General features: G+C 40.0%; 21 protein-coding genes and 1 tRNA gene. 1 reads left to right on the forward strand and 21 read right to left on the reverse strand.

Annotated elements, in window-relative coordinates; genetic code table 11:
• Positions 1-44: 44 nt before the first annotated feature.
• The 17 genes from ilvB to argH all read right to left on the reverse strand — a co-directional run bounded on the left by ilvB (position 45) and on the right by argH (position 19629).
• Positions 45-1679 (reverse strand): biosynthetic-type acetolactate synthase large subunit, encoded by a 1635-nt coding sequence (gene ilvB / locus BLR42_RS03875; RefSeq protein ID WP_091866807.1) that lies wholly within the window; start codon positions 1677-1679, stop codon positions 45-47.
• 65 nt (positions 1680-1744) lie between these two features.
• Positions 1745-4282, reverse strand: coding sequence for a homocysteine S-methyltransferase family protein (locus BLR42_RS03880; protein WP_091866809.1), 2538 nt, complete (start codon positions 4280-4282; stop codon positions 1745-1747).
• Between the two features lie 41 nt (positions 4283-4323).
• Positions 4324-5424, reverse strand: a complete 1101-nt coding sequence (locus tag BLR42_RS03885) for an acyltransferase family protein (protein WP_091866811.1) — start codon at positions 5422-5424, stop codon at positions 4324-4326.
• 12 nt (positions 5425-5436) lie between these two features.
• Positions 5437-5862 carry an ATP synthase F1 subunit epsilon gene (atpC, locus tag BLR42_RS03890; RefSeq protein ID WP_022759912.1) on the reverse strand — a complete coding sequence of 142 codons (426 nt, stop codon included), beginning with the start codon at positions 5860-5862 and terminating at the stop codon, positions 5437-5439.
• Positions 5863-5881: 19 nt separating this feature from the next.
• Positions 5882-7288, reverse strand: coding sequence for a F0F1 ATP synthase subunit beta (gene atpD / locus BLR42_RS03895; RefSeq protein WP_278289131.1), 1407 nt, complete (start codon positions 7286-7288; stop codon positions 5882-5884).
• A gap of 15 nt (positions 7289-7303) precedes the next feature.
• Positions 7304-8248, reverse strand: a complete 945-nt coding sequence (gene atpG / locus BLR42_RS03900; RefSeq protein WP_091866813.1) for an ATP synthase F1 subunit gamma — start codon at positions 8246-8248, stop codon at positions 7304-7306.
• Between the two features lie 11 nt (positions 8249-8259).
• Complete coding sequence (gene atpA, locus BLR42_RS03905; protein ID WP_091866815.1) at positions 8260-10059, reverse strand: F0F1 ATP synthase subunit alpha; 1800 nt, start codon at positions 10057-10059, stop codon at positions 8260-8262.
• A gap of 43 nt (positions 10060-10102) precedes the next feature.
• The gene (locus BLR42_RS03910) at positions 10103-10576 is read right to left on the reverse strand and encodes an ATP synthase F0 subunit B (protein WP_022759908.1); all 474 of its coding nucleotides are present in this window, start codon (positions 10574-10576) and stop codon (positions 10103-10105) included.
• A gap of 41 nt (positions 10577-10617) precedes the next feature.
• Positions 10618-10836 (reverse strand): ATP synthase F0 subunit C, encoded by a 219-nt coding sequence (atpE, locus tag BLR42_RS03915; RefSeq protein WP_091819625.1) that lies wholly within the window; start codon positions 10834-10836, stop codon positions 10618-10620.
• A 61-nt stretch (positions 10837-10897) separates the two neighbouring features.
• Positions 10898-11587, reverse strand: a complete 690-nt coding sequence (locus BLR42_RS03920) for a F0F1 ATP synthase subunit A (protein ID WP_091866817.1) — start codon at positions 11585-11587, stop codon at positions 10898-10900.
• Between the two features lie 71 nt (positions 11588-11658).
• Positions 11659-12513: an HAD-IIA family hydrolase gene (locus tag BLR42_RS03925; protein WP_091866819.1), complete on the reverse strand. Its 855-nt coding sequence runs from the start codon at positions 12511-12513 to the stop codon at positions 11659-11661.
• A gap of 76 nt (positions 12514-12589) precedes the next feature.
• Positions 12590-12793, reverse strand: a complete 204-nt coding sequence (locus BLR42_RS03930) for a DUF6465 family protein (protein ID WP_049944826.1) — start codon at positions 12791-12793, stop codon at positions 12590-12592.
• Positions 12794-12865: 72 nt separating this feature from the next.
• A complete protein-coding gene (locus BLR42_RS03935; RefSeq protein ID WP_091866821.1) occupies positions 12866-13543 on the reverse strand; it encodes an LbetaH domain-containing protein in 678 nt (225 codons plus the stop codon).
• A gap of 65 nt (positions 13544-13608) precedes the next feature.
• Positions 13609-15669: a DNA topoisomerase gene (locus BLR42_RS03940; protein ID WP_091866823.1), complete on the reverse strand. Its 2061-nt coding sequence runs from the start codon at positions 15667-15669 to the stop codon at positions 13609-13611.
• On the reverse strand, positions 15662-17041 hold the full coding sequence (locus tag BLR42_RS03945; protein ID WP_091866825.1) for an ATP-binding protein: 1380 nt from the start codon (positions 17039-17041) through the stop codon (positions 15662-15664). The genes BLR42_RS03940 and BLR42_RS03945 overlap by 8 nt, the downstream gene beginning before the upstream one ends.
• A 40-nt stretch (positions 17042-17081) precedes the next feature.
• Positions 17082-18167, reverse strand: a complete 1086-nt coding sequence (gene asd / locus BLR42_RS03950; RefSeq protein ID WP_091866827.1) for an aspartate-semialdehyde dehydrogenase — start codon at positions 18165-18167, stop codon at positions 17082-17084.
• A 46-nt stretch (positions 18168-18213) separates the two neighbouring features.
• Positions 18214-19629 carry an argininosuccinate lyase gene (gene argH / locus BLR42_RS03955; RefSeq protein ID WP_091866829.1) on the reverse strand — a complete coding sequence of 472 codons (1416 nt, stop codon included), beginning with the start codon at positions 19627-19629 and terminating at the stop codon, positions 18214-18216.
• Positions 19630-19774: 145 nt separating this feature from the next.
• On the opposite strand from argH, the gene BLR42_RS03960 reads away from it, so the two are divergent.
• A tRNA-Thr gene (locus BLR42_RS03960) sits at positions 19775-19847 on the forward strand.
• A gap of 53 nt (positions 19848-19900) precedes the next feature.
• On the opposite strand, the gene BLR42_RS03965 is transcribed toward BLR42_RS03960, so the two are convergent.
• From BLR42_RS03965 to BLR42_RS03980, 4 genes are all read right to left on the reverse strand, one after another.
• Positions 19901-20809, reverse strand: coding sequence for a mechanosensitive ion channel family protein (locus tag BLR42_RS03965; protein WP_091819412.1), 909 nt, complete (start codon positions 20807-20809; stop codon positions 19901-19903).
• Positions 20809-23379, reverse strand: a complete 2571-nt coding sequence (glgB, locus tag BLR42_RS03970; protein WP_091866831.1) for a 1,4-alpha-glucan branching protein GlgB — start codon at positions 23377-23379, stop codon at positions 20809-20811. The genes BLR42_RS03965 and glgB overlap by 1 nt, the downstream gene beginning before the upstream one ends.
• 146 nt (positions 23380-23525) lie before the next feature.
• Complete coding sequence (gene dut, locus BLR42_RS03975) at positions 23526-23963, reverse strand: dUTP diphosphatase (protein WP_091866833.1); 438 nt, start codon at positions 23961-23963, stop codon at positions 23526-23528.
• 9 nt (positions 23964-23972) lie between these two features.
• Complete coding sequence (locus BLR42_RS03980) at positions 23973-25280, reverse strand: alpha-amylase family glycosyl hydrolase (protein WP_091866835.1); 1308 nt, start codon at positions 25278-25280, stop codon at positions 23973-23975.

Consider the following 25280-nt stretch of genomic DNA (forward strand, 5'->3'; position numbering starts at 1 on the left):
AAAAAATCACCTTATCAATTATCAATGGAAAATTATAGTTGTCTTTATTTGGCGAGGTCCATGGGATCGACGACTACTTCGCAGAGGACGCATTCGTCATTTTTGACGAGCTCATCGATAAGGACTTCGGCTTCGGCTTGTGATGATGCGCGAAGGTATTTCATATCGTAAGCTTCAGCAATTTTATCCAGCTTTGGTGTGTTGTGAAGTTCGACCATGTTGTAGCGGTCATCGTAGCTGTAATGCTGATACTCACGAACCATTCCAAGATAGCCATTGTTGAAGACAATTATTCCTACATTCATTCCGTACTGACGTAGTGTTGAGAGTTCCATCATAGACATTTGGAAGGCTCCATCACCCATAACGGCTACAACTTTCTTGCCTTTAGCTGCATACTTTGCACCAAATGCAGCGGGAATTGAATATCCCATTGTACCCATTCCGCCCGAAGTAAGAAATCTTCCTTCTCTGACCAGGTGCCATCTGCAGGACCATATCTGATTTTGTCCAACATCAGCAATATAAATTGCATCTGATGGCAGTTTTCTAGACAGATTCTGAAGAAATGGCATAGGATCGACATATTTTGAAGTATCAATGACCGGTCTCTTTTCGACCATTTCCTGCTTGTATTTCTTCAGTGTATTAATCCATTCTGTTCTCTCGTGTATCAGATCCTCTTTGTCCTCGAATTCATTGATTCTCTTGAAAACATGTCTGATATCACCTACAAGAGGAATCGTAGGTCCGACATTTTTACCGATTTCAGCTGGATCCACATCTATATGTATAAGGACCTTATTCTCTGTGATAAGATCAGGTCTGTTCACAGCTCGATCTGCTACTCTTGCACCAACCATTAAAAGAAGATCAGACTCATTAAGAGCTCTGTTGGCACAAGGTCTTCCGTTATTACCGACCATTCCAAAATAATAAGGATCTTCGGAAGCCATGACGCCTATTCCCATCATGGTTGATACTACTGGTATGCAGTTGTCCTTAACAAACTTTCTGATCTCAGAAACTGCTCCTGAAAGGTGCACGCCGCCTCCAACGCAGATAATCGGACGCTTTGCCTGTGCCACCTCTTTAACAACCTTTTTAATCTGGGCAGCATTACCCTCAACGGTCGGCTTATAAGTTCTCATATTGACCTTTTCGGGATATGAGAATTTATTGATTGTGGCCTGCTGTATATCAATCGGTATATCAATAAGTACCGGGCCTTTTCTTCCTGTATTGGCTATATGGAAAGCCTCTTTAAATATCCTGGGTATATCATTTACATCACGGATAAGGTAGCTGTATTTGACGAAAGATTCTGCAGCACCTGTAATATCAGCTTCCTGGAAAACATCACTACCTATAAGTTCGGAATTGACCTGTCCTGTAATGCACACAAGAGGAATACTGTCCGCATATGCAGTAGCGATACCGGTAATTAGATTTGTCGCACCTGGGCCACTGGTAACAGCACAGACGCCTACCTTTCCGCTGATTCTTGCATATCCGCTAGCACAGTGTGCTGAATTCTGTTCGGTTCTTATTAGGATTTGTTTTATATTTGTTTCTCCGAGCGCATCATAAAAAGGAGCAATAGCAACGCCCGAATATCCAAATACAACATCAACTTTTTCTTCCAATAAACATTTTACAATGGCCTGCGCACCGTTCATAAAATATTGCCTCCATGAATATATTTAATAACAAATACTGATAAACGTCAAAATGTAATAAGCGTTTATTTCTTTTCGGCTTCGCTGAGTATATTCTTAACCACTTTGACTGCACTGGCAGCATCAGAGGAATAACCGTCAGCTCCTATTTCCCAAGCGTAATCCTCTGTAACCACTGCCCCACCTATGATTATCTTTGCTTTACACTTTTTCTCTCCGGCAAGCTTAACAACATTCTTCATTTCCTGCATAGTTGTTGTCATTAGAGCAGAAAGCGCAATAATACCTGCATTTTCAGTAATTGCAGTGTCCACTATCTTTTCGCTTGGAACGTCCTTTCCAAGATCGATAACATTAAAACCATGATTCTTAAGCATCAGAGCAACAAGATTTTTTCCGATATCGTGGATATCTCCATGCACGGTTGCAATAACTATTGTTTCCTTAGCCTTTGAATCTTCGCCCTCCGCTTCTTTAAGAAGAGGCTCAAGAACGCCTATACTAAGCTTCATAGCTTCCGCACTGGCAATCAGCTGAGGAAGGAAGTATTTTCCTTTATCGAAAAGCTCACCAACTTCATTTATTGCAGGCATAAGAACTTCGTTTAATAGTTCTTTGGGATTACAGCCTGCATTTACAGCTTCCTCGGTGTCCTTATCTATTGTCCTCTTACTGCCCTTCATAACATCATTTTTAATGAGTTTTTTAAATGATGTTACAGGATCATCTACGCTTTCATTATTGTTTGATCCGACATTTGTTGCAGATGCAGAATCCTTACCGGTACTCTGCGCTGCAGCTGTCTGTACAGCCTGTCCCTTCGGAACACATGTCACGGCAACATTCATTCCGTCGTAGCGATTCATCCTATCGATATATCGAATATCTGCTTCTTCCTTATGTCTTAACAGATCGGAAGCAAAAGCGCTGTTTACAAGAAGTTCCTGTGAAGGGTTGCAAATAGCCATTGTAAGGCCGTTTGCTATAGCCATAGTTAAAAATGCAGTATTGATGAAAGCTCTCTGCGGAAGGCCGAAGGAAATATTTGAAAGGCCGCATATGGTTGCGAGATTTCTTTCCTTGCAGTAACTTATGGTAGCAAGTGTCTCAAGAGCTGCATTTGGATTGGCTCCGATAGTTGCCACAAGTCCGTCAACAACAATATCTTCCTTAGATAAGCCGGCATTATAGGCTTTATCACATAGAGCATCAATAAATTCATGCTTTTCTTCCATATCCTTTGGAAGACCTTTAGGGCCTACCGGAAGTGCTATAAACATTGCTCCGTATTTTTTAGCAAGAGGTAAAAATCTTTCAGCTTTATCTTTTTCCAAAGATATAGAATTTATAAGAGCTCTGCCGGGATATTTCCTGAGTGCCATCTCCATAGTGGCTTCATCGCTGGTATCAATGCAAAGAGGAAGTGAGGTAAGAGGAATGATTTCATCAAGAACTTCACTCATCATCTGCCTCTCATCTATACCGCTCATGCCCACATTAACATCAAGGATGGAAGCACCATCTTCTTCCTGCTGTGAGACAAAATCACAGACCATATTGAGATTTCCTTCGCGAAGTTCAGCCTGCAGTTTCTTTTTACCTGTCGGATTAATTCTTTCACCGACGATCATGAAAGGATCATCCATGCCGAAAGCTATGGATGAACGTTCGCTTGTAAGATATCTCACACCGGCGGTTTTTCTGATAACCTTATCTGAGAGTTCATAATTATGGTATTTCTCATGAATTCCTTTGATATATTCGGGGCTAGTTCCGCAGCATCCACCAATAATAGTTGCTCCGGCTTTTATAAGCTTTTCCATTTCAGGCACAAATACACTGCATTCCATATCATATTCAGTAGTGCCATCTTCTGTTACGACCGGAAGTCCTGCATTAGGCTTTGCTATAATCGGAATTGTCGTAACCGATGCCATATCTGCAATAAGCCCAACCATATTATCGGGGCCTGTACCGCAATTTGCTCCAACAGCAGCGGCGCCAAGTGATTCAATTACTATTGCGGCAGTTTTAGCATCTGTGCCAAAAAGAGTCCTTCCATCACCCTCAAAGGTAAGCGTAACCATAACAGCAATATCCGATACTTCCTTTGCGGCTATAAGGGCAGCTCTGCATTCCTGAAGGCTCATCATGGTTTCCACAACAAGAACATCTATTCCGGCCTTGCAAAGAATTGTTATCTGTTCCTTATAAACTTCAATTAGTTCTTCAAAATCGAGATCGCCCATGGGTTTAAGCTGACGACCTGTCATAGTTATATCGCCTGCAATAAGCGCTTTCCCCTCGGCACTTTCTTTTGCAAGTTCTACAAGCTTTGTATTAATTTCTTCAATTCTGTCTTCAAGGCCAAAATTTTTAAGCTTTATTCTGTTGCCGGTAAATGTCGGTGCATAAATAATATCGCTTCCGGCTTCAACATAGCTTTTTTGCAATTTTTTTATAACTTCGGGATTTTCGAGAATCCATTCCTCGGTACATGCTCCTGCAGGAAGTCCTTCCTTCATGAGATTCGTTCCTGTAGCTCCGTCAAGGAATGCAATCTTTTTATTTTGAATAAATGAAATAAATTCGTCTCTTTTCATACTTACTCCGCATTTTTACTTGTGCTTTGCGCACATAGATGTTATTTTCTCAAATTATTATTGTTTTTAGTAGTGATTAATTTAACCACATAAAAACAGTACGAGATTAATATTGTAATAGTTATTACTATTATAGGCCTTAAAGTCATAAATACCAGACTACCGTAGAAATCAGGATTTATCCTGTCTACACACCAGCCCAAAAAAGAAATCACCATAACATGGAAAAAATATATATTAGCTGAGAGATTTTTACCGATAAAAGAAAGTTGTTTTGATAATATACTCTGCTGCTCCGTTTTTAATTCCGCATCCTCATTATCGCTGTCTCCGAATAATAAAAGGCCAACAACAATCAAAAGAGACCCAAAGTATACTTCTGTCTGGCCCCACTTTTTATATTCAAAGAAAGTAAAAAACACACCGGTAATAACAAGAAGCATTCCGAGCGTATGCGGCCTTTTAATAAGAGATGCAGCTTTATCCTCATGCATCCAATATCCGAGTAATGTGAAGGGAACACCTACAAAAAGCCAATTCCTTATCACATACCAAACCGATACACTGATTCCGAACGGTCTGATCGGATAATATATCTTCAAAAGTTCACCGAAAAACAGTAATCCTAAAAGTAAAATCGAAATCGGTTTTGCCCCCTTTTTTAAAATCGGCGCAAAAGTAAAAACAAGCAGATATACATATATAAGAGCAAATAAATACCATAAATGGTCAAAAGCATAGGTGAAGTCATAGATAAATTTGCCTGAGTTAAAAAGTAATAATCTTGAAAATTCAAACAGGTTAAATTTCTCGTTGACCCACTCCTTTATTCCGTAATTTACAGTAATGGCATAAAGAAAAGAATAAACTGTATAAATGAGCCATATCTTTAAAGTAACTATTGAGGTCTTCTTTAATTTTCGTGCCATATTTTTGCGAATACCACCGGTACTGTCATCATCTTTAAGAAGGTAATACCCGGAAATAGCAAAAAACATTGGCACGCCAAAACGAGCCAATGCTTCAAATAAGTCTCCGGCAACGCCGGGGAACTTACAGTGTATAAGAATTACAAAAATACAAGCTGCAGCTTTTATATTGTCAAATGTATAATTTTCTGCATTTCTGTCAGCTTTATACAAATCGTATCTCCTTTAATCAATTCCGTAATCAGAAGAATGCTTCAGTCTGCTGAGAGCTCTTGCCATAGCGGCCTGGGCAGTGTAATACTCTTTGATAGAGTTTTTCTGTCGCATCTCTTCCTCTGCTCTCTCAAGAGCCCTTTGAGCTCTTACTCTGTCGATATCCTCCGGCTTTTCTACAGTATCGACAAGAACAATAACTCTGTTATTTGCAATCTGCGCAGAACCAACGCCTACTATTGCCTCAATCTTATCCCCGATTGCATCCCTGATGGTCATCTTACCGTTATATATGGCCAAAACAAGTTCCTCATGTTCAGGTAAAATGGCATATTCTCCATCTATGCAGGGAAGAATAATTTCGCTGGCTCTGTCATCAAAAAATATTCCGTTTATTGACATGACCTGTAAACGAAAGGTCTTTCTATCAGCTTTCAAATCAAATCATTCCTCCGGTTTATTCGGCACTGTTACCTTCAAGCTTCTTTGCTTTGGCAATTACTTCATCAATTGTGCCCACATTGAAGAATGCAACCTCTGGATACTGGTCCATCTTTCCTTCAATAATCATCTTGAAGCCTTTAATAGTCTCTTTAAGAGGAACATAAACACCCTTTACACCGGTGAAAGTCTCGGCAACATGGAAAGGCTGTGATAAAAATCGCTGGATCTTACGTGCACGATAAACAGTGAGCTTATCCTCTTCTCCAAGCTCATCCATACCGAGAATTGCGATAATATCCTGAAGTTCCTTATATTTCTGAAGCATCTCCTGAACTTTGGTAGCAACCATATAGTGTTCTTTTCCGACAACATCCTCTTCAAGGATACGGCTGCTGGATTCAAGCGGATCTACGGCGGGATAAATACCCTGTTCAACAATCTTTCTTGATAAAACTGTTGTTGCATCAAGATGCGCAAAGGTAGTTGCGGGAGCAGGATCCGTCAAGTCATCAGCAGGAACATAGACAGCCTGAACTGAAGTAACGGAACCGCTTTTAGTGGATGCGATTCTCTCCTGCAATTGTCCAAGGTCAGTTGCTAGCGTGGGCTGATAACCAACCGCTGAAGGCATACGGCCGAGAAGTGAAGAAACCTCTGATCCCGCCTGGACAAATCTGAAAATATTATCTATGAAAAGAAGAACGTCCTGTCTTTCTCTGTCTCTGAAATATTCAGCCATTGTAAGTCCTGTCTCGGCAACACGCATACGTGCTCCCGGAGGCTCGTTCATCTGGCCGAAAACAAGTGCTGTCTTTTCAATAACTCCGGACTCCTTCATTTCAGTCCAAAGGTCGTTACCCTCACGGGAACGCTCTCCTACACCTGTAAATATGGAATATCCTCCATGCTCGGTGGCAATGTTCTGGATAAGTTCCTGAATAAGAACTGTTTTTCCTACACCGGCACCTCCGAAAAGACCGATTTTACCGCCCTTTGCGTATGGTGCAAGAAGATCTATTACCTTGATACCTGTTTCAAGTATTTCTGCTACAGCTCTCATATCCTCAAGCTTTGGAGGCTCTCTGTGAATTGACCAGTGTTTTTCACTTTCAAGAGTAGGACCGCCGTCAATTGTATCGCCAAGAACATTGAATAATCTTCCAAGGTTCTTTCTTCCGACAGGAACACTGATGGAACCACCTGTCTGATATACAGGCATGTCTTTGGCAAGCCCCTCACTGGCAGTAAGCATGATGCACCTTACAACATTATCACCGATGTGCTGTGCAACCTCCATGACACCCTTTTTATCGCCAACCTTAACTTTAAGAGCATCACTTATGTACGGAAGACTTCCGTTTTCAAATAATACATCCACTACAGGTCCCATTACCTGCAGGATTTTTCCTTCACTACTCACTAATCTGTCCTCTTATTATCTTGAAGATTGTTTTCTTAGTTTAGCTTCTTTAGCTGCTTTGGCTCTCTTTAATGCTTTGGCACCACTTGCAACTTCCGTTATTTCCTGAGTTATCGCAGCCTGTCGCTGCCTGTTGTACTGCTTTGTCAGTTCTCCTATCATGGAAGTCGCATTTTTATTTGCATTATCCATTGCCATCATTCTCGCGTTTTGCTCCGAACAAAAAGTTTCAACCAAAGCACCATAAATAAATCCGTTTATAAAGTTTGGAACAATATTATCAATAATAGCTTTCGGACTGGGATCGAAAATGAATTCCTCATTGTAGGCATCGATAATTCTGTAGCGATTGCGGGCATTTTCGATGATATCCAACGGAAGAATTTTTTCAAGTTTAACCTCACTGGTTATAGAATTCTTCATTGAAGTATAAACTACGTATACCTCATCAATAGTGCCATTTGCATAATCATCAAGAATTATGGATGTAATATCCCTGGATCTGTCCATATTGGGATTTTGCGCAGTATATCGGAAATTCTCCTCTATCTTAAGACCAAGACTTGTAAAATAATGCCTTCCAAACTCACCAACAACATATAGTTTATAGTTCACAAGCTTATTGTTATTTCTTATATGCTCCTCTGCCGCTTTTACAACATTATGGTTAAAAGCACCTGCAAGACCTTTATCGGAGGTAAGCACCAGATAACCTTTAGCTCTTGCTTCAAAAGGAATATCATCTGTGGTCTTTAGGAAAATATCCTCAACATCATCAGGAATATGCCTTGAAACTCTCGCTATCATAGCCTGAAGCGCATAGAAATAAGGCTCTGTATCCGCAAGCTGTTTCTTTGCTTTTCTCAGCTTATTTGAGGATATCATATACATCGCATTTGTAATTTTCATTGTGTCGCGAATACTACCAATTCTATCGCGAATTTCTTTTATGTTTGCCACTGAAAATCACCTTAATCAAGAGTAAATTTCTTTCTCTTCTTTTTAAGTTCTTCTTTCAATTTCTCGTTGTTTTGCTTTTCAAATTCATCAGCTGCTTCAAGTATTTCCTTCTTTGTAAAATCAGAAAGATCCTGAGACTTATCGATATCCTCGATAATGTCCTTTCTGTTTTCTTCGAAGAATTTCAAAAGCTTATCTTTATATTCTCTTACCTGATTAACCGGAACAAAATCCATCTTTTTGCCATTTGCGCATACAAGAAGGATTACCTGTTCATGCATTGAATACGGTCTTCCGAGGGGCTGTTTTAACAGCTCCATCAGTACGCTTCCATGTCTGAGCTGATCCTTTGTAGTCTCATCAAGATCCGAAGCAAACTGCGTAAATACAGCCATCTCTCTGTACTGAGCAAGGTCAATACGTATACTACCCGCAGCCTTCTTCATAGCTTTGGTCTGCGCAGCACTACCTACACGGGAAACGGAAAGTCCGACATTTACCGCAGGTCTCATGCCCTCGAAGAATAGATCCGATTCAAGGAAAATCTGGCCATCAGTGATGGATATAACGTTTGTAGGAATATAAGCAGAAACATCGCCTGCCTGTGTTTCTATAATCGGAAGTGCTGTAATCGAACCGCCGCCAAGTTCGCTGGAAAGCTTGCTCGATCTCTCAAGAAGTCTTGAATGAAGATAGAATACATCTCCTGGATAGGCTTCTCGTCCTGGTGATCTCTCAAGAAGAAGTGACAATGCTCTGTAAGCTACCGCATGCTTTGAGAGGTCATCATATACGATAAGTACATCCTTACCCATTAGCATGAAGTACTCCGCCATAGCAGTTCCGGCATAAGGAGCAATATACTGAAGCGGTGCACTGTCTGCCGCCGTTGAAGCTACAATAATTGAATACTCCATTGCTCCTGCTTCTTTTAATGTGTTTATCAGCTTAGCAATGGTACTTGCTTTCTGTCCGATAGCAACGTAAACGCAGATTACATCCTTTCCTTTCTGATTGAGGATTGCATCCATAGCAATAGATGTCTTGCCGGTTTGTCTGTCACCAATAATAAGCTCACGCTGTCCTCTTCCTATGGGGAACATAGTATCAATTGAAAGGATTCCGGTTTCCATAGGTTCATTAACAGAACGTCTCTCAACAATACCGGGAGCAGGTTCTTCGACAGGCCTGTAAACTTCTGTCTTTATCTCTTCTCCGCCATCGATAGGATTGCCCAGAGCATCGATAACTCTTCCTATAAAGGCCTCGCCTACGGGGATACCTGCCTGCTTATAGGTTCTGACACATCTGCTTCCCTGACGGATTCCCTCGTCTCCTCCAAACAGAATAACTCCGATATGGTCATCTCTTATATCCTGAACCATACCCTTGGTTCCATCCTCAAAGCGGACAATTTCTCCGTAAAAAGCATGATCAATGCCAACAACATTGGCAATACCATCTCCAACCCAGATGGTTCTACCGACTTCTTTTCCTTCTGCCTTAAGATCAAAACTGTTAACCCTGTCTCTTATAATTGAAACAAGGTTCTCAGCACTGGTATTCTGGCGTTTTTTTGTTAGCTCTATAAGTTCTTTGAGCTGTCTTGTACGACCTTCGTCACTCCAGTCATACTCAAAATTCCCATAATTAACGATAAATCCACCGTTAACCTTTGGATCATGAATTATCTCAAGCTCAAGATCAGGTCTGTTAAACTTTTTGGCAAGAGCCTTCTTTATCTGCTCCGCCTGATGATCCAAGGGCGGAACTGAAGAATAACGAAGCCTTGCTTTGTTTTCATTTATCATATAAATGATCCTCTTCTATTAATTATTTAATGAACGAGGTATATTATTCGCTTTTCTCAATAGCCTCAAAAATAAATTTGTTGTAAAGCTCTTTATCTGACTCTTCGTCATGCTTGGAAACAGCAATCTTATTTGCTGCATGAACAACCAGATCGGTCAACTCTGATACATAAGCATCTTTCTCGCGCTGTGCTTCGATCTGAGCGTTGTGCTTAGCCTCAACTATAATCTGTTCAGCCTTTGCTTTGGCATCATTAATAATGCGATCATACTCATCATATCCATCTTTCTTGGACTGAGCGACAAGCTCCTCGCATTCTTTGCCGGCTTCCTGAAGCTTTTTGGCATAGCTTTCCTTAAGCTCTTCTGCCTCTTGTTCCATTTTTGATGCGGAATCCTTTGCATGTTCAATTTCTTCACGTCTCTTCTGCAAAACAGCATCAACTCTTTTAAATAAAAATAATCTGAATATTATATATAGGAGTAATAAATTTACAACCGTATAAACAATACCCATTATGCTGATATTTAACACTGCTTAATATCCTCCCAAAACAATCAGGCAAACTTAATCATGATAGCTACTACGAAGCCATAAATAGCAGTAGCCTCTGCAAGCGCACAACCAAGAATCAAAAGTTTCATGATCTTACCATCTGCCTCGGGCTGACGTGCAACCGCATCAACTGCCTTTGCTGTTGCTATACCGATACCGATACCTGCTCCAATTCCCGTAAATGCTGCAATAGCTGCGCCAAGTGCTGTTAAATCCATAATCATAACCTCCGTTTTTTATTTTTCTTTTAAAGCATTTTATCCATTAAAAGATATAATTTCTTTATTCTATAGCTTCTTTGATATATAGAGACGAAAGGAAAACAAATACATATGCCTGAATAAGTCCGTCAAAGATATCAAAATAAATACTGAAAGCTGCAGGCACAATTACCGGAACTGCCATCTTAAGAAGTTCCATGATAACGGTTGCTCCGATAATATTTCCGAAAAGTCGCATACATAATGACAACGGTTTAATCGCAATCTCAAGAATATTTATTGGAGTTATCAGCCACAAAGGAGCTGTAAATGATTTAAGCCATCCCCTTACACCTTTGTGGTGTATTCCCGCTCCTTCGACCAGTACTATACTCATTAGCGCTAGCGCCACGGTTACATTTAAATCCATGGTCGCGGGAGTAAGCCCAAATAGTCCGACCAGGTTGGATGCTCCTATAAAAACCAGAACCACCGCCATATAATCTCTGTATGCGATGCCCTCTTCACCAAGCATTCCTCCGGTTATACCACGAAGGCCGTCAACTATAGCCTCAGCAACAAGCTGCTTCGTACTAATATTATGAACCTTCATACCACTGGTAAGCCATAGAAGGAATAAAGTCAGAACTGCCATCACTCCCCACGTGACGACTACAGACTTATTGATATCAAAAAAGCCGTTCATAAAGTCAAAGTGAATCATCACCTTGTCCTCTAGTAACAGCTCATTTAAAAGTCCACCAATATCCATAAAAAATCATCTCCAAAAAACAATTTAGCAAATTTCATGCACAATTATTATTATACTTCCAGGCAGCATTTTTAACAATGAGAAAAAAGTATATCCGCAAGTTCTGCAACATTATCAAGCACGTAATCAGGCTTTTTATCCATATCGGCTATTTCTGCTTCATTACATTCACCCGATAGCACACAAACCGAAACAGAACCGGCATTTTGAGCAACGGCAATATCGGTATAAAGTCTGTCTCCAACGCAGCAGATTTTTGCATTGTCAATATTTGTCATAGTCGAAATGATATCTACCATATTACGGTTTGGTTTCCCAATATATGTAGGTTCAGAGCCACTGGAAGCTGTGAGCAGTGCACATATACTTCCACAGTCAGGAAGTACCTCTCCGGCAGGCATAGGACATACCCAATCAGGATTCGCAGCTATAAATTCAGATCCTTTTCGCAAAAAATGAACTGCAAGATCCAGATCTCTATATACGAGTTCAGTATCAAAGCCGACACACACCACAGGAAAAACATCTCCATAATCGGAGCTGTCGTGATCCGTGGCATTAAAAACATTTAATCCGGAATTTTTAAGCTCATCGTAAAATGTGCGGGTTCCCACAACATAAATATCTCTGTTGCCGTAATTCTTTTTAAGGTACTCTGCTGTAGCCATACCCGAAGTATAAACATTTTCTATCTCACAGGGAAAACCAAGTTTTTTCAGACGATCCACATAATCTATACCAGCACGTGATGAATTATTTGTAAGATATATATATTTCTTCCCAAGCTTTTCAAGCGTATGAATAAAATCTATCGCTCCATCAAATACTTCATCACCAAGATATAATGTACCGTCCATATCAAGAAGAAACAATTGACAATTGCATAATTTTTCGAAGTCTTGTTCTAATGATAGTTCTTTGTTCATAAGTTCTTATTCCTTTTTGTACCAAGCAGCATACAAAAAGCCCCAGGTTAAACCTGAGGCCTTTGCTACCATAAAATTAAAGATCGATGCTACCTGTCATCTTGTTATTTACTACATAATAAGCCTTATTTTCTTCAGGCTTAACGTAAAGTTCAAGATTTTTAGCACCCTTCACACCGTATTCTGCCTCATATGCAGCCTTTGCTCTCTCGATAAGATCCTCTGAAGAGATACTCTTGTCAGCATACTGAAGCTCGATCTTAGTCTTAATCTGTGCCATTTTCATTTCCCTCCTCGCAAAAATTTATCATAAACTTTCTTGATTATAATACCGTAAACGGTTTGTAGTCAATTATTCGTTAGTCTTTAATACAACATTATCCTTATCTTTATAGATATGTTTTGCGGGAACACAGCCACGAACGGAAGAAAGCGGATAAATATTACTTTCTCTTCCAACTACTGTGCCGGGATTAAGAATACTTCCGCAGCCGACCTCAACATTATCACCAAGCATTGCTCCTACCTTTTTAAGGCCGGTCTCTACTGTATCATCCTTACCGTTCTTGATTACAACCAACTTCTTATCGGATTTAACATTTGATGTTATCGAGCCTGCACCCATATGCGATTTATATCCGAGTATGGAATCGCCCACATAGTTATAATGAGGAACCTGAACCTTGTTGAAAAGGATTACATTTTTTAGTTCTGTGGAATTACCAACTACAGCTCCTTTCCCTACAATGGCGTTTCCTCTTATGAAAGCACCCGGACGAATCTCAGCCTCCTCGTCAATAATGCAGGGACCTGCAATATAGACATTATCTGATAAAAACTTTGCGCTTTTTGCAACCCAGATATTTTCGCCTCTTTTTTCAAATTTCTCGGAAGGAAGTGTATTTCCAAGTTCGATAATAAAATCTTTTATCTTCGGAAGTACCTCCCAAGGGTATGTGACATCCTTAAAGATGTCTGCTGCTATAGTCTCGTTTAAATCATATAAGTTTTCGATCAAGTATTCTTTCATTTTTTCCTTTCCTTCACCTCATCCGGCACTTCGTGCCACCTCCCCCCTAGGGAAAGGCTTATTATTTATTTCTTTTTACTTGTATTTTTCTTTTTCTGTACCTTTTTATAGTACTGTGCTGAGTTCACAAAGAATTGCTGCATATGCGATCTCATATCGTTTTCTTTGACATAGTTAGTGCGTCTTGTTATGAAATCTGAAAGCTTCTTCATGTATTCATCTTCAGATATCTCACCTTGCTCCACCTGAGTAAGGCCTTTCTCCCAGCTTGCTGTAAGTGAGGGATTGAGCATAGGTTTCATAGATACATAAACTGTATCGTATATCATCTCACCCATTTGAGTCGGCGTGATTATCTGAGTTTTTTTATTCAGTTCAAGATACTTATTCTTTACAAGCTTCTCAAGAATTCCTGCTCTTGTAGCACTAGTTCCGATTCCGGATCCCTTTATCTGGGATCTCAGTTCCTCATCCTCAATGAACTGACCGGCATTTTCCATCGTAAGAATAAGCGTACCTGAATTATATCTCTTGGGAGGCGTGGTTTCACCCTCTTTTATCGAAGCTTGTTTAAGTTCAAGCGTATCACCTTTTTTTAGTTTTGAAAGAGCTTCGAAAAGACCCTCGTCTGCTGCAGAGTCCTCGGCATCATTATCAGCTTTTTCATCTGATTCTTTCTCATCCTTCTTCTTGAAAAATGAGTAATCCATAACATGTAAATAGCCCTTGGATGCTAGTAATTTGAAGCCTGCAAAAAAGGTTTCAGTAAAGTTTTCGCTTGTATCTACCGCAAGTTCAAGCTTTATCTTTGAATATTGTGCAGCAGGATAAAAGACGGCCAGAAATCTTCTGACAATTATCTCATAAACCTTTGCCGCAGTGGGACTTAGCGAGCTTATAGCAGACAATCCCTGGCCTGTAGGAATGATGGCATAGTGATCTGTAATCGCCTTATCATTAACATACCTTGTTTTAGCAATACCTTTATAGGATTCGTGCTGAAGGATTGCTTTAGCGAAAATTGAAGCAGGTTCATAAGAAGTTAGACCTCTTATGTTCTTATCAATTTCCTTGGCTATAGCAGTACTTAAAACTCTGGCATCTGTTCTGGGATAAGTTGTAAGTTTTTTCTCATAAAGCTCTTGCGCTATTGCAAGGGTCTGATTAGGATCTATTTTAAAAAACTTTGAACAGTCATTTTGCAGCTCGGCAAGATTATATAAAAGGGGAGCGTTCTTCGTCTCCTTCTTCTTTTCCATCTTGGTAAGCTTTGCATTCACCGGAAGTTGCCCCAGGGATTCAATCAAAGCCTTAGCGCCCTTTTCTTCCTTGAAACCTTTTTCGCTGTAGAGATCAAAGGATCCGTTATATTTACTTTTCTCAGTAACTCTCCATTCTGCTGATATAACTTTATCATCAAGTGCAAAGTCACCGATAACTCTGTAAAACGGTGTCTTTACAAAGTTTCTTATCTCTCGCTCTCTGTCTACAACAATCCCGAGAACACATGTCATTACACGACCTACTGCAACAACGCATTTATCAAGTCCCAGGAATTGTCTTATGGAATAACCGTATCTGAGAGTCAATGCCCTGGAGAAATTTATTCCCATGAGGTAATCCTCTTTTGCACGAAGATAGGCAGCAGCACCGATGTTGTCATACTCGCTGTCATCCTTTGCTTCTCTAATTCCTCTCAAAATTTCCTCTTCAGTCTGCGAATCTATCCAGACACGCTTTTTGATTTTTCCGGTAACATGAGCTTCCTGATCAACCAGTCTGTAGATATATTCACCCTCACGTCCGGAGTCGGTACATATATATATTTTATCCACATCCTCTCGGTTTAGCAGTCCCTTGACTATATTAAACTGCTTCGCACTCTGTGGAATAATTTCGTACTTAAATTGAGACGGAATAAATGGAATAGTATTGAGAGACCACTTAGCCATTTTCTCATCATACACCTCAGGATAACTCATCGTCACCAGGTGTCCTACACACCAGGTGACGATGGCTTCTTCGGATTCCATATATCCGTCTTTATTAGAAAAATTATATTTTAGAGCAGCGCCGAAAGCCCTTGCAACACTGGGCTTTTCGGCAATAAAAACGCTTTTAGTCATTCATCATTTCTTCCAATCCAATAAGTTTGATGGAAGGTTCTTCTTTTGCAAGGTTGACCAGACCTTCATCAAAACCAACAGCTGAGAACAAATAATAGTAATCAGGATTAAGCCTTGCTCTCTTGCAGCAGCTTCGAATATCATCTATTGAAGAAGCATCCATCTCAGAATCCCATTTACAGATTCCTACAAGTGTATCACCTGATTCACTCTGAGCTACGATATCAAGCGAATCGATCTTACCGACCCATTCACCCTCATCTTCAATCTCAAAAGGAAGCTTATGATACTCTGAAAGTTTACAAACATACTCTCTGCATATGAGTTTATAAGCTGTAGAAACGAACTCACCTAAACCGGGAGCTATGTATTTATCATAGAAATCTTCTGCACTAAATGTAACTATTTCACTTAAATGAGAATAAAAGAATCTGTAGAAAAAGTGTGGAAGCGGATCACAAATTCTATATACACCCTTCTGCACATTCTCATGCCCCGTAGTTGCAAAGGAATATACCTTTTCAACCATTCCAAGCTCAATAAGGCTCTTTAAATATACCATTATCTTAGCTCTGGAAAAGCCCGTTGCATGATGTATATCATTTAGTTTATTCTTGCCATTGGCCAGTCCGTAAAGAATAGTATTATATACAGCAGTTTCACGAAGGTTTTCTTCAAGCTGATTTATAGTTGCTTTAAGTAGCACACTATTTTTAACATCAAGGAATTTCTCACATACATTCTCTTTGAAGGTCTTATTTTGGTCAAAGTATTGCCACAGTTGACCCTTGCCACCGAAAATAGCATACGTGGAAATGATATCCTGATTAGTCATATTGGGCATTCTTTTTTTCATTTCCTGGAAGGAATAGGGCTTTATCTTGAGGAAGCCTGAAATATTGGCAGCCTGAGCACCTATTTTATTAACCATTGAATTCTCAATCCATGCAGCATTGAATCCCAGAAGAACAACCATCATCTGAGGATGTCCTTCTCCGTAAATAATCGTACTTATCTCTTCAATGAAATCAGGAGATGCTTTTATGATGTCCTCAAAGCGGTCAATAATAAGAACAAAAGGCTTTTCCCTATCATTAGCCATCTTTTTAGCCACTTCAAATATTTCCTTATAAGATGGGTATTCAGAAATGTCATAGCCCTTATTACGTATACGCTGACCGATTATGTTCTGCTGAAGCCTCTCGGAAGCAGGAGCTGCGCAATAATAGATGACATCTTTATCCTTAGTGAACTCTGTGATAACAGTTTCACTGCCTGTACTAACATGTCCATAAACAATAACTATCTGATTGGCCCCACTGTTGTAATAACCATTTAGTTCCTGCAATTCCAGACTCTTTGTTTTTTCCATACAATTTTCCTTATCTTAGATAGACGACTATAATGTTAAGTTACTTCTTGCTAATGTATCCAAGTGCCTTAAGGAGTTCTGCACATTCTACAGCGCCGCCAGCAGCTCCTCTAAGTGTATTATGTGAAAGACCGACGAACTTCCAGTCGTAAACTGTATCCTCGCGGAGTCTGCCGATGCTTACGCCCATGCCGCCCTCGTAATTAACATCAAGAGCAATCTGGGGACGATTGTCTTCCTCGAGATACTGGATAAACTGCTTCGGAGCACTGGGAAGATCAAGTTCCTGAGGCTTACCCTTAAAATTTACAAGACAATTAATAAGTTCATCTTTTGTAGCTTTCTTCTTAAATTTTACAAAAGCTGCGGCCGTATGTCCATACAAAACTGGAACTCTTATACACTGACATGTAATAATCGGACTTTCTGCAGGAACAATCACACCGTTTTCAATCTTCCCCCAAATTCTTAAAGGCTCTTTTTCACTCTTTTCTTCCTCGCCGGAGATAAACGGAATGATATTTCCCTCCATTTCGGGCCACTCCTTGAAGTTTTTGCCCGCTCCTGAGATAGCCTGATAAGTTGTTGCAACCACCTCATAGGGTTCAAAATCTCTCCATGCTGAAAGTGCGGGAGCATAACTCTGAATCGAGCAATTGGGTTTTACAGCAATAAAGCCCTTGGTTGTACCAAGTCTCTTCTTCTGGAACTCGATAACCTCTGCATGGCCCGGGTTAACCTCAGGAATGATCATGGGAACGTCGGGAGTCCATCTGTGAGCACTGTTATTTGAAACAACAGGAGTCTCAGTCTTAGCGTACTCTTCCTCAATTGCCTTGATTTCATCTTTAGACATATTAACGGCAGAAAGAACAAAATCAACATCCTTTGTAACTTCCTGAACATTTGTAACATCCTTAATTACAAGCTTTTTAACAGCCTCAGGCATGGGAACTTCCATCTTCCATCTGTCGCCTACAGATTCTTCATAGGTTTTACCGGCACTTCTGGGGCTTGCTGCTACAACAGCAACCTCAAACCAAGGGTGATTATCAAGGATTGTAATAAACCTCTGACCAACCATACCTGTTGCACCAAGAACTGCTACTTTCAATTTCTCGCTCATTTTTTCACTCTCCTCTTAAAAATAAATAAAAAATAACTAACAACTTTTATGCGTCAAGAGTTTCAAAGCTCTTAACTTTGGTCCAATATGCATTAAGTCTCTTATCGTTTCTGGCAATTGACTTCTTCATTACTTCCGAACCGGGAGCACCGGCAGTAAGTCTTTTTTCAACACAGGTCTTAAGACTGATTGCTTCATATACATCTTCATCAAATTCCATTGCAAAGCCTTTAAGTTCTTCTATCTTAAGATCTGAGATTCCGCAATTTTTATCAATACAATGTAAAACTATTCTTCCTATAATACCATGTGCATCCCTAAAAGGTACACCCTTATTTACAAGATAATCGGCAGCATCGGTCGCATCGGTAAATCCTCTTATTGCACTCTTTTCCATCTGCTCTTTATTGAATTTCATGGTTCTAAGCATATCCGTAAAAAGAATCAGGCAGCTCTTTGTGGTATCTATAGCGTCAAAGCTTACTTCCTTATCCTCCTGCATGTCCTTATCGTATGCAAGTGGAATGCCTTTCATGGTAACAAGAAGCGAATTTAATGCTCCATATACTCTTCCGGTTTTACCTCTTACAAGCTCTGCAATATCGGGATTTTTTTTCTGTGGCATGATGCTGCTTCCTGTTGAATAAGCATCATCTATAGTAACAAAACCATACTCATTTGAGTTCCAGATAATAACTTCCTCCGAAAATCTGGAAAGATGCATCATTATCATAGAAAGCGCAGATAAAAACTCAATCAGATAATCTCTGTCCGACACGGAATCCATACTGTTATTGGTAGGTCCTGTAAACATTAAAAGCTCCGCGGTAAACTCTCTGTCTAAAGGATAAGTTGTTCCTGCAAGAGCACCGCTTCCCAAAGGACAGAAATTCAGCCTCGTAAAAACATCCATAAGGCGCTGTGAGTCTCGATAAAACATCTCAAAATATGCTCCGAGATGATGGGCCAGTGTAACCGGCTGCGCTTTTTGAAGGTGTGTAAATCCGGGCATATAGGTATGAAGATTATCCTTCATGATTCCATTTAGAGTATCCAGCATGTCATAAATGACATTGGCGGTATTTCTTACTTCTTCTCTTATATACAATCTCATATCAAGAGCGACCTGATCGTTTCTTGATCTTCCGGTATGCATTTTCTTTCCCGCGTCACCGATTCTGTCTATAAGATTTGCTTCAAGAAAGCTGTGTATATCTTCATATTTGTCGGTAATGTCGAGTTTTCCGGCTTCTACATCCGCAAAAATAGCATCGAGACCGTTAACTATTTGATCACGTTCTTCATCTGATATGATTCCCTGCTTAGCAAGCATCGTTACATGTGCTTTACTTCCCTGAATATCCTGCTTTATAAGGCGCTTGTCAAAATAGATCGATGCATTAAACTTCCATGCCAGTTCATTTATCTCGCCTTCAAATCTTCCTCCCCAGAGCTGAGCCATAAATTTCTCCTTTTATACATGTATACAATCACAATTTTCTCTTTACCATATCACAGTAATAAAGTGAAAACAAGATGTAAAAATCTCTTGTCAAATAATGCATGCACCTTTATAATCATATTTGTGCTTCTGATGGCACATAATTGCTGGAATAGCGCAGTCGGTAGCGCAACTGATTCGTAATCAGTAGGTCGAGGGTTCAAGTCCCTTTTCCAGCTCTTTATATTCAGAAAGAGAATCGGCATAGGCCGGTTCTCTTTTTCTTTTTCTTTTATCTCATATGTACATCCATTTGAGGGAAAGGAATCTCTACACCTTCTTTATCAAAAGCTTTTTTAATAGCCTCGTTCATAGACCATTTAGCCTTCAGATAATCTGTAGGCTTAACCCAACCTCTTATACGAAGGTTTACACTGCTGTCAGCAAGTTCATCCACAAATACATTCTTTTCGAGTTTATCTGAAATAAACTCATTGGCATCCATTGTTCGCATCGCAACAGCCCTTGCTTTGTCAATGTCCGCGTTGTAAGAGATTCCGACCATAGTGTCAAGAATACGCATTGTGTTGCCGTTATTATTTGTTATGGTAGATGAAGCCAGCGTTTTATTGGGCATTACAACACGTCTATAATCTGCTGTAAGCATCCTTGTGTTTATAAGTGATATCTCAGTAACACTACCCTCAATTCCTGTGCCGCCGACAACAATGTAATCACCGACTCTGAAGGGTTTTGCCAGCAGAATAAGAATTCCGCTTGCAAAATCGGACAAAGTGCCCTGAATAGCAAGACCTATAGCAACGCCGGCCGAACCGAGCAGAGCAACAAGGCTTGCTGTATCCATGCCGAAATAGGATGCCAGTGAAAACAAAAGGACTATATCAAGGGATACCTTTACTACCTTGGCAAGAAATTTAGCGGTAGCGTCCTCTATCTTTGTCTTTCTCAAGGATTTATCAACAACATTTGATAACGCCTTAATCAGCTCCCACATGATTATGAGAATTATAATTGCAATAACAGCCTTCACCAAAAGGGCGAAAGCTTTATCCGGGAGTTCTTTAAAATATTTTTCAATAACTCCCGGTTTTAAGTTTTCGTTTCCTGTTACCTCAGCTATGGTTTCAATAGCATTTTCAGCAGTAGCAGTTGCAAGTAATATTGGTAACTTAAAGTTCATTATTTATTGTCATCCTTCTTATTAGTCTTAGTATTTGAAGTCTTTGTACCTGAAGTTTTTCGTGTTGTCTTCTTCGCAGGTGCTTTCTTTACGGCAGACTTCGAAGCCGCAGTTTTCTGTCCCTTTGCTGCAGTTTTGGGAGTTGCTGTCTTTTTAGCAGCAGTTTTCTTTCCGCCTGAAATTGATTTAAGCGCTGCTTCCGAAACTATGCTTGAAATACGCTCTTCTTCAATTTGTTCATATTTCTTTTCGATAGCCTCCTCCTGAGCTGCAAGTTCCTTTTCATAGCGCTCATGAAGTTCTTTAAGAAGCTCAGCCTCTTCCTTCTCCTGACGGTTTTTGAGCTCCCTTAAGGTCTTTTCGCGCTCTTGCATCTTATTATTAGCTTCTTCCTCACGGATCTTTCTAATCTTCTTCTCCTGTGTTGTATAAGGAGTATAAGAGAAAATCGCAAGTGAAGACGATGCAACCTTAACCGGAATGGAATAAGGTCTTCCGTCTGCTTCGCTAAAGTCTGCTTCTATTCTGCCGGGATTAACCATGCCGCTACCGCCGTAGCAGGTATCATCGGAATTAAATATCTCATAATATTTGCCATCAGCAGGAACACCGACCTCAAAGGTTCTGTCGACACCTGCCATATTAACAACTATTATAAGCATATCCTTGTCGGATTCGCCCTTTCTCATAAAGGACATCATGCATTCCTCAGCAGCCATACTGTTTATCCACTCAAAGCCGCTGTCGTTAGTGTCAATCTGATAGAGCGCAGGTCTGTTATAATAAATCTCATTTAATGAGTGGATCATATTCTCAAGGAAAACAGCATTATCAATGCTAAGTTCATTGGGATCCATATAAATCATCTTCTTACCGGGATGTGTCATAAGGTAAGATATTGCAAGACGAACTCCCGCCATTTTCTGAGCTGTATCACCGGGCATCAGATCATAAAGACCTTCAAGACCTTTTCCAATCTCTTCATGAGTAAACGCAAGTACAAATCTCTCTGTATAGCAATAAACAAGGGAGAATGTAAGCTCGTTATGATTTCCAGATCTGAATAAAGGATCATTCTGAATATAATCAAGGAAATCCTTTGTCCATCCGTTATTCCACTTGTAATCAAATCCAAGTCCGCCATCATCAAGCTCGCCGGTAACTCTTGGCCAACATGATGTCTCTTTGGTAAGTGTAAGTAATCCCGGATACGCCTGCTTTAATACAGCATTAAAATTGCAGAGGAAGTCCTTAGCCTCAAGATTCTCATTGCCACCATACATATTCGGAATCCACTGACCGGGCTTTCTGTCATAGTCGAGGTACAGAATCTTTGCTATATCAGCTACTCTTAGTCCGTCCAAATGGAATGTTGAAACCCAGAATAGTGCACTTGAAAGAAGGAAATTGGTAACCTGTTTTCTTCCGAAATCAAAAATCAGATCGCCTGTTCTTGGATGTACACCCATTCTCGGATCCGGATATTCATACAATGCCTGACCGTCAAAGGAATTAAGTCCGCACTGAAGCTTCGGGAAAAATGTAGTAACAAAATCCATTATTACCCTTATGCCCGCTTCATGCATTATATTAACAAATTTCTTAAAGCCTACGGGATCACCGTACTTATTTTGAATAGCGAAAAATCCTGTAATATGGAATGGATGGCCCTGAATATGTTCCATGACAGGCTTAAGTTCTATCGTATTAAAGCCATGATCCTGAACATATGAAAGAATCTCTTTTGCAAGTTCTTCATAATCCGGAATATGATTTTTATGTTTAGCAGCAAAGCTCTCGAGAGAAAGCTCACAGATTGAAAGAGGATCTGAGTCTCTGTTGAATTTTGTTCTGCTTTTGATAAATGCTGAGTCGTTCCATTTAATATCGCCAAGGGAAGTTATCTTGGAAACCTGGCTCTCCTTATCCTTGAAAGCATATCCGTAGGGATCGGGTCTTTTAAAGGTAACTCCGCCTTTTGTTTTAACTTCAAACTGATAGCCGTCACCTTCTGCTGCACCCGGAATGAATATCTCAAATACACCGTCATGATCAACCCTTCGCATCTGATTTACTCTTCCGTCCCAGTCATTAAAATCACCGATGACACTTACTCTTGCAGCATCCGGAGCCCATACAGCAAAAGCACACCCCTTTACGCCATCTATTTCCATCAGATGCGCGCCGAATTTTTCATAGATATTGTAATGCATACCGCTATTGAACTTTATGAAATCCTCACGGTCCATACGTCCGTCAAAATTATAGGCATCATATATTTCCTTAATGTCACCATTTTCGAGCTTTATGCGATATTTGTATTTGAAGCCTTCTTTATAAGGAACAAGCGCAGCATAAAAACCTGCTTCATCAGCAAGCTCCATCTTGTATTTCTTGGTTCCGGTACTCGGAACAACTTCAATTTCTTCAGCCATAGGGTAAAAAGTCTGAATAAGAAGATTGGAACCAACCTTGTGTGCACCAAGAATTCGATGCGGATCATCGCCATCGGAATAGATAATCTCTTCGATTTCAGGCCAGTTCATAAGTTTATAAAGCTTATTATTCATAAAAGTCCTCCATATATGATGATTTTCTGAAAATAAACTGATAATCGTTATAAAATTCCATCAAATTATTATAGCACGTTTATAATATGTTTCACATAAAAAAGAAGAAGGTATCACGATAAAATGATACCTTCTTCTTCATAAAATCATTTCTTTCCAGTAGATCCAAATCCACCTGCGCCTCTCTCAGAATCAGCTAGTTCTTTTGCCTCTTCGAACTCTACCGAAAGATACGGCTGAATGATAATCTGGGCTATTCTTTCAGCAGGATTAATAGTTCTTTCCGTATCAGAATCATTGTGTACCGCAACGATAATCTCACCACGGTAATCGGAATCGACAACTCCGACACAATTCGCAGGGCGAAGCCCCTCTTTTGTCGCTATACCGCTTCTTGCGTAAATCCCCCCGAAGTATCCTTCCGGAATCTCCATAGCAAGCCCTGTTCCGATTTTAGCTGTTGTGTGAGGTGCTATCTTTGTATCCTCACTTACATTTGCATAAAGATCATAGCCTGCAGCTGCAAGGCTCCCCCTTGTCGGCATGGTTGCCGTGTCACTTAATTTCTTGATTTTTACCAGCATTTTCTCCTCCTAAAACGGTCTTAATATATAAGCCGTGTACCCCGGAAGTTCCAATCCGCCTCCGAAGTCGATTTCCTCCCTCGAAATCATGTCACGCGCTCTTCCTGCTCTGAAATTGCAGTCTATATGTACGGAATTTTCATCCGCATTGACAGCTATCATAACCCTGTCATCTTCAAATTCACGTTCTATTATACAGTATTTATTCTGTAATACGAGCTGTTTCATGTCGCCATACTGCAAAGCTTTACTCTCGCCTTTTGCTTTATAAAGCTTTGCAATTACGTCAGTAAGTTCATTCCACTGAGGCTTATCAAAGGAGGCTCGAAGTGCCGGGTCTCCCTCGGATTTATGAGCTTTTGCTCCCCATTCTGATCCGTAATATACAGTAGGAATTCCCGGCATTCCAAACATCATTGTATATATAAGCGGAAGATGTTTTTCATTCGTTAATGTGCTTGCTATTCGGCTGACATCATGATTATCAACGAAGGATAAAAGGTGTTCTCCTCTGTACAGGCACCAGTTTTCCGGTCCGAACTGTCTTAATAGTGAATGAACGATTTCGAACATATTGAGTGAATTAAAACTGGAATAAAGCCCCTTGTAGCATTCATAGTTAGTTGCTGAGTGACAAAGCTCAGGTCCCATTACTCTATGATAGTCACCGCCGATCATCTCTCCGACAAGATAAAAATCTTCCTTTTGTGAAAGAACATGATTTCTGAGCCTTTTAATAAAATTCTGCTCGAGACAATATGCAACATCAAGCCTGAGGCCATCTATATCGTATTCTTTTATCCAGCTTGTTACTGCATCAAGAAGGTAATTAACAACATCCTCATTCCATAAATTTAGTTTTACAAGATCATAATTACCTTCCCAGCCCTCATACCAGAGTCCGTCATTGTAGGCATCATTTCCATCAAAATTTATGTGAAACCAGTCTTTATAAGAGCTGTCCCACTTCTTTTGAAGAACATCTTCAAAGCCCAAGAAACCTCTTCCTACATGATTAAAAACTCCATCCAGGACAACTTTTATGCCTTCTTTATGGAGAGCCTTACAAACCTTTTTAAAATCATCATTTGTTCCGAGTCTAACATCAATCTTTTTATAGTCTCTCGTATTGTAGCCATGTGTATCAGACTCGAAAATCGGATTAAAAAGTACCGCACCCACTCCGAGTTTTTTCAGGTGCGGTATCCAATCTATAACCTTAAGAATTCTATGCTCTAATTTACCATCATTTTCAAAAGGTGCTCCGCAAAATCCAAGCGGATATATTTGATAGAAACCTTTTTCATAAGCCCACAT

This window comes from Butyrivibrio sp. INlla16 (assembly GCF_900104155.1).
GTDB lineage: Bacteria > Bacillota > Clostridia > Lachnospirales > Lachnospiraceae > Butyrivibrio.

Coding starts and splice junctions, on each gene's coding strand:
- BLR42_RS03980 (WP_091866835.1), bottom strand. CDS start 25,280: ATGTGGGCTTATGAAAAAGGTTTCTATCAAATATATCCGCTTGGATTT.
- argH (WP_091866829.1), bottom strand. CDS start 19,629: ATGGCTCAGCTCTGGGGAGGAAGATTTGAAGGCGAGATAAATGAACTG.
- BLR42_RS03920 (WP_091866817.1), bottom strand. CDS start 11,587: ATGGATATTGGTGGACTTTTAAATGAGCTGTTACTAGAGGACAAGGTG.
- atpA (WP_091866815.1), bottom strand. CDS start 10,059: ATGATAAATGAAAACAAAGCAAGGCTTCGTTATTCTTCAGTTCCGCCC.
- BLR42_RS03940 (WP_091866823.1), bottom strand. CDS start 15,669: ATGACTAAAAGCGTTTTTATTGCCGAAAAGCCCAGTGTTGCAAGGGCT.
- BLR42_RS03880 (WP_091866809.1), bottom strand. CDS start 4,282: ATGAAAAGAGACGAATTTATTTCATTTATTCAAAATAAAAAGATTGCA.
- BLR42_RS03910 (WP_022759908.1), bottom strand. CDS start 10,576: ATGGGTATTGTTTATACGGTTGTAAATTTATTACTCCTATATATAATA.
- BLR42_RS03930 (WP_049944826.1), bottom strand. CDS start 12,793: ATGGCACAGATTAAGACTAAGATCGAGCTTCAGTATGCTGACAAGAGT.
- BLR42_RS03935 (WP_091866821.1), bottom strand. CDS start 13,543: ATGAAAGAATACTTGATCGAAAACTTATATGATTTAAACGAGACTATA.
- ilvB (WP_091866807.1), bottom strand. CDS start 1,679: ATGAACGGTGCGCAGGCCATTGTAAAATGTTTATTGGAAGAAAAAGTT.
- BLR42_RS03945 (WP_091866825.1), bottom strand. CDS start 17,041: ATGGAAAAAACAAAGAGTCTGGAATTGCAGGAACTAAATGGTTATTAC.
- BLR42_RS03925 (WP_091866819.1), bottom strand. CDS start 12,513: ATGAACAAAGAACTATCATTAGAACAAGACTTCGAAAAATTATGCAAT.
- asd (WP_091866827.1), bottom strand. CDS start 18,167: ATGAGCGAGAAATTGAAAGTAGCAGTTCTTGGTGCAACAGGTATGGTT.
- glgB (WP_091866831.1), bottom strand. CDS start 23,379: ATGAATAATAAGCTTTATAAACTTATGAACTGGCCTGAAATCGAAGAG.
- BLR42_RS03965 (WP_091819412.1), bottom strand. CDS start 20,809: ATGAACTTTAAGTTACCAATATTACTTGCAACTGCTACTGCTGAAAAT.
- dut (WP_091866833.1), bottom strand. CDS start 23,963: ATGCTGGTAAAAATCAAGAAATTAAGTGACACGGCAACCATGCCGACA.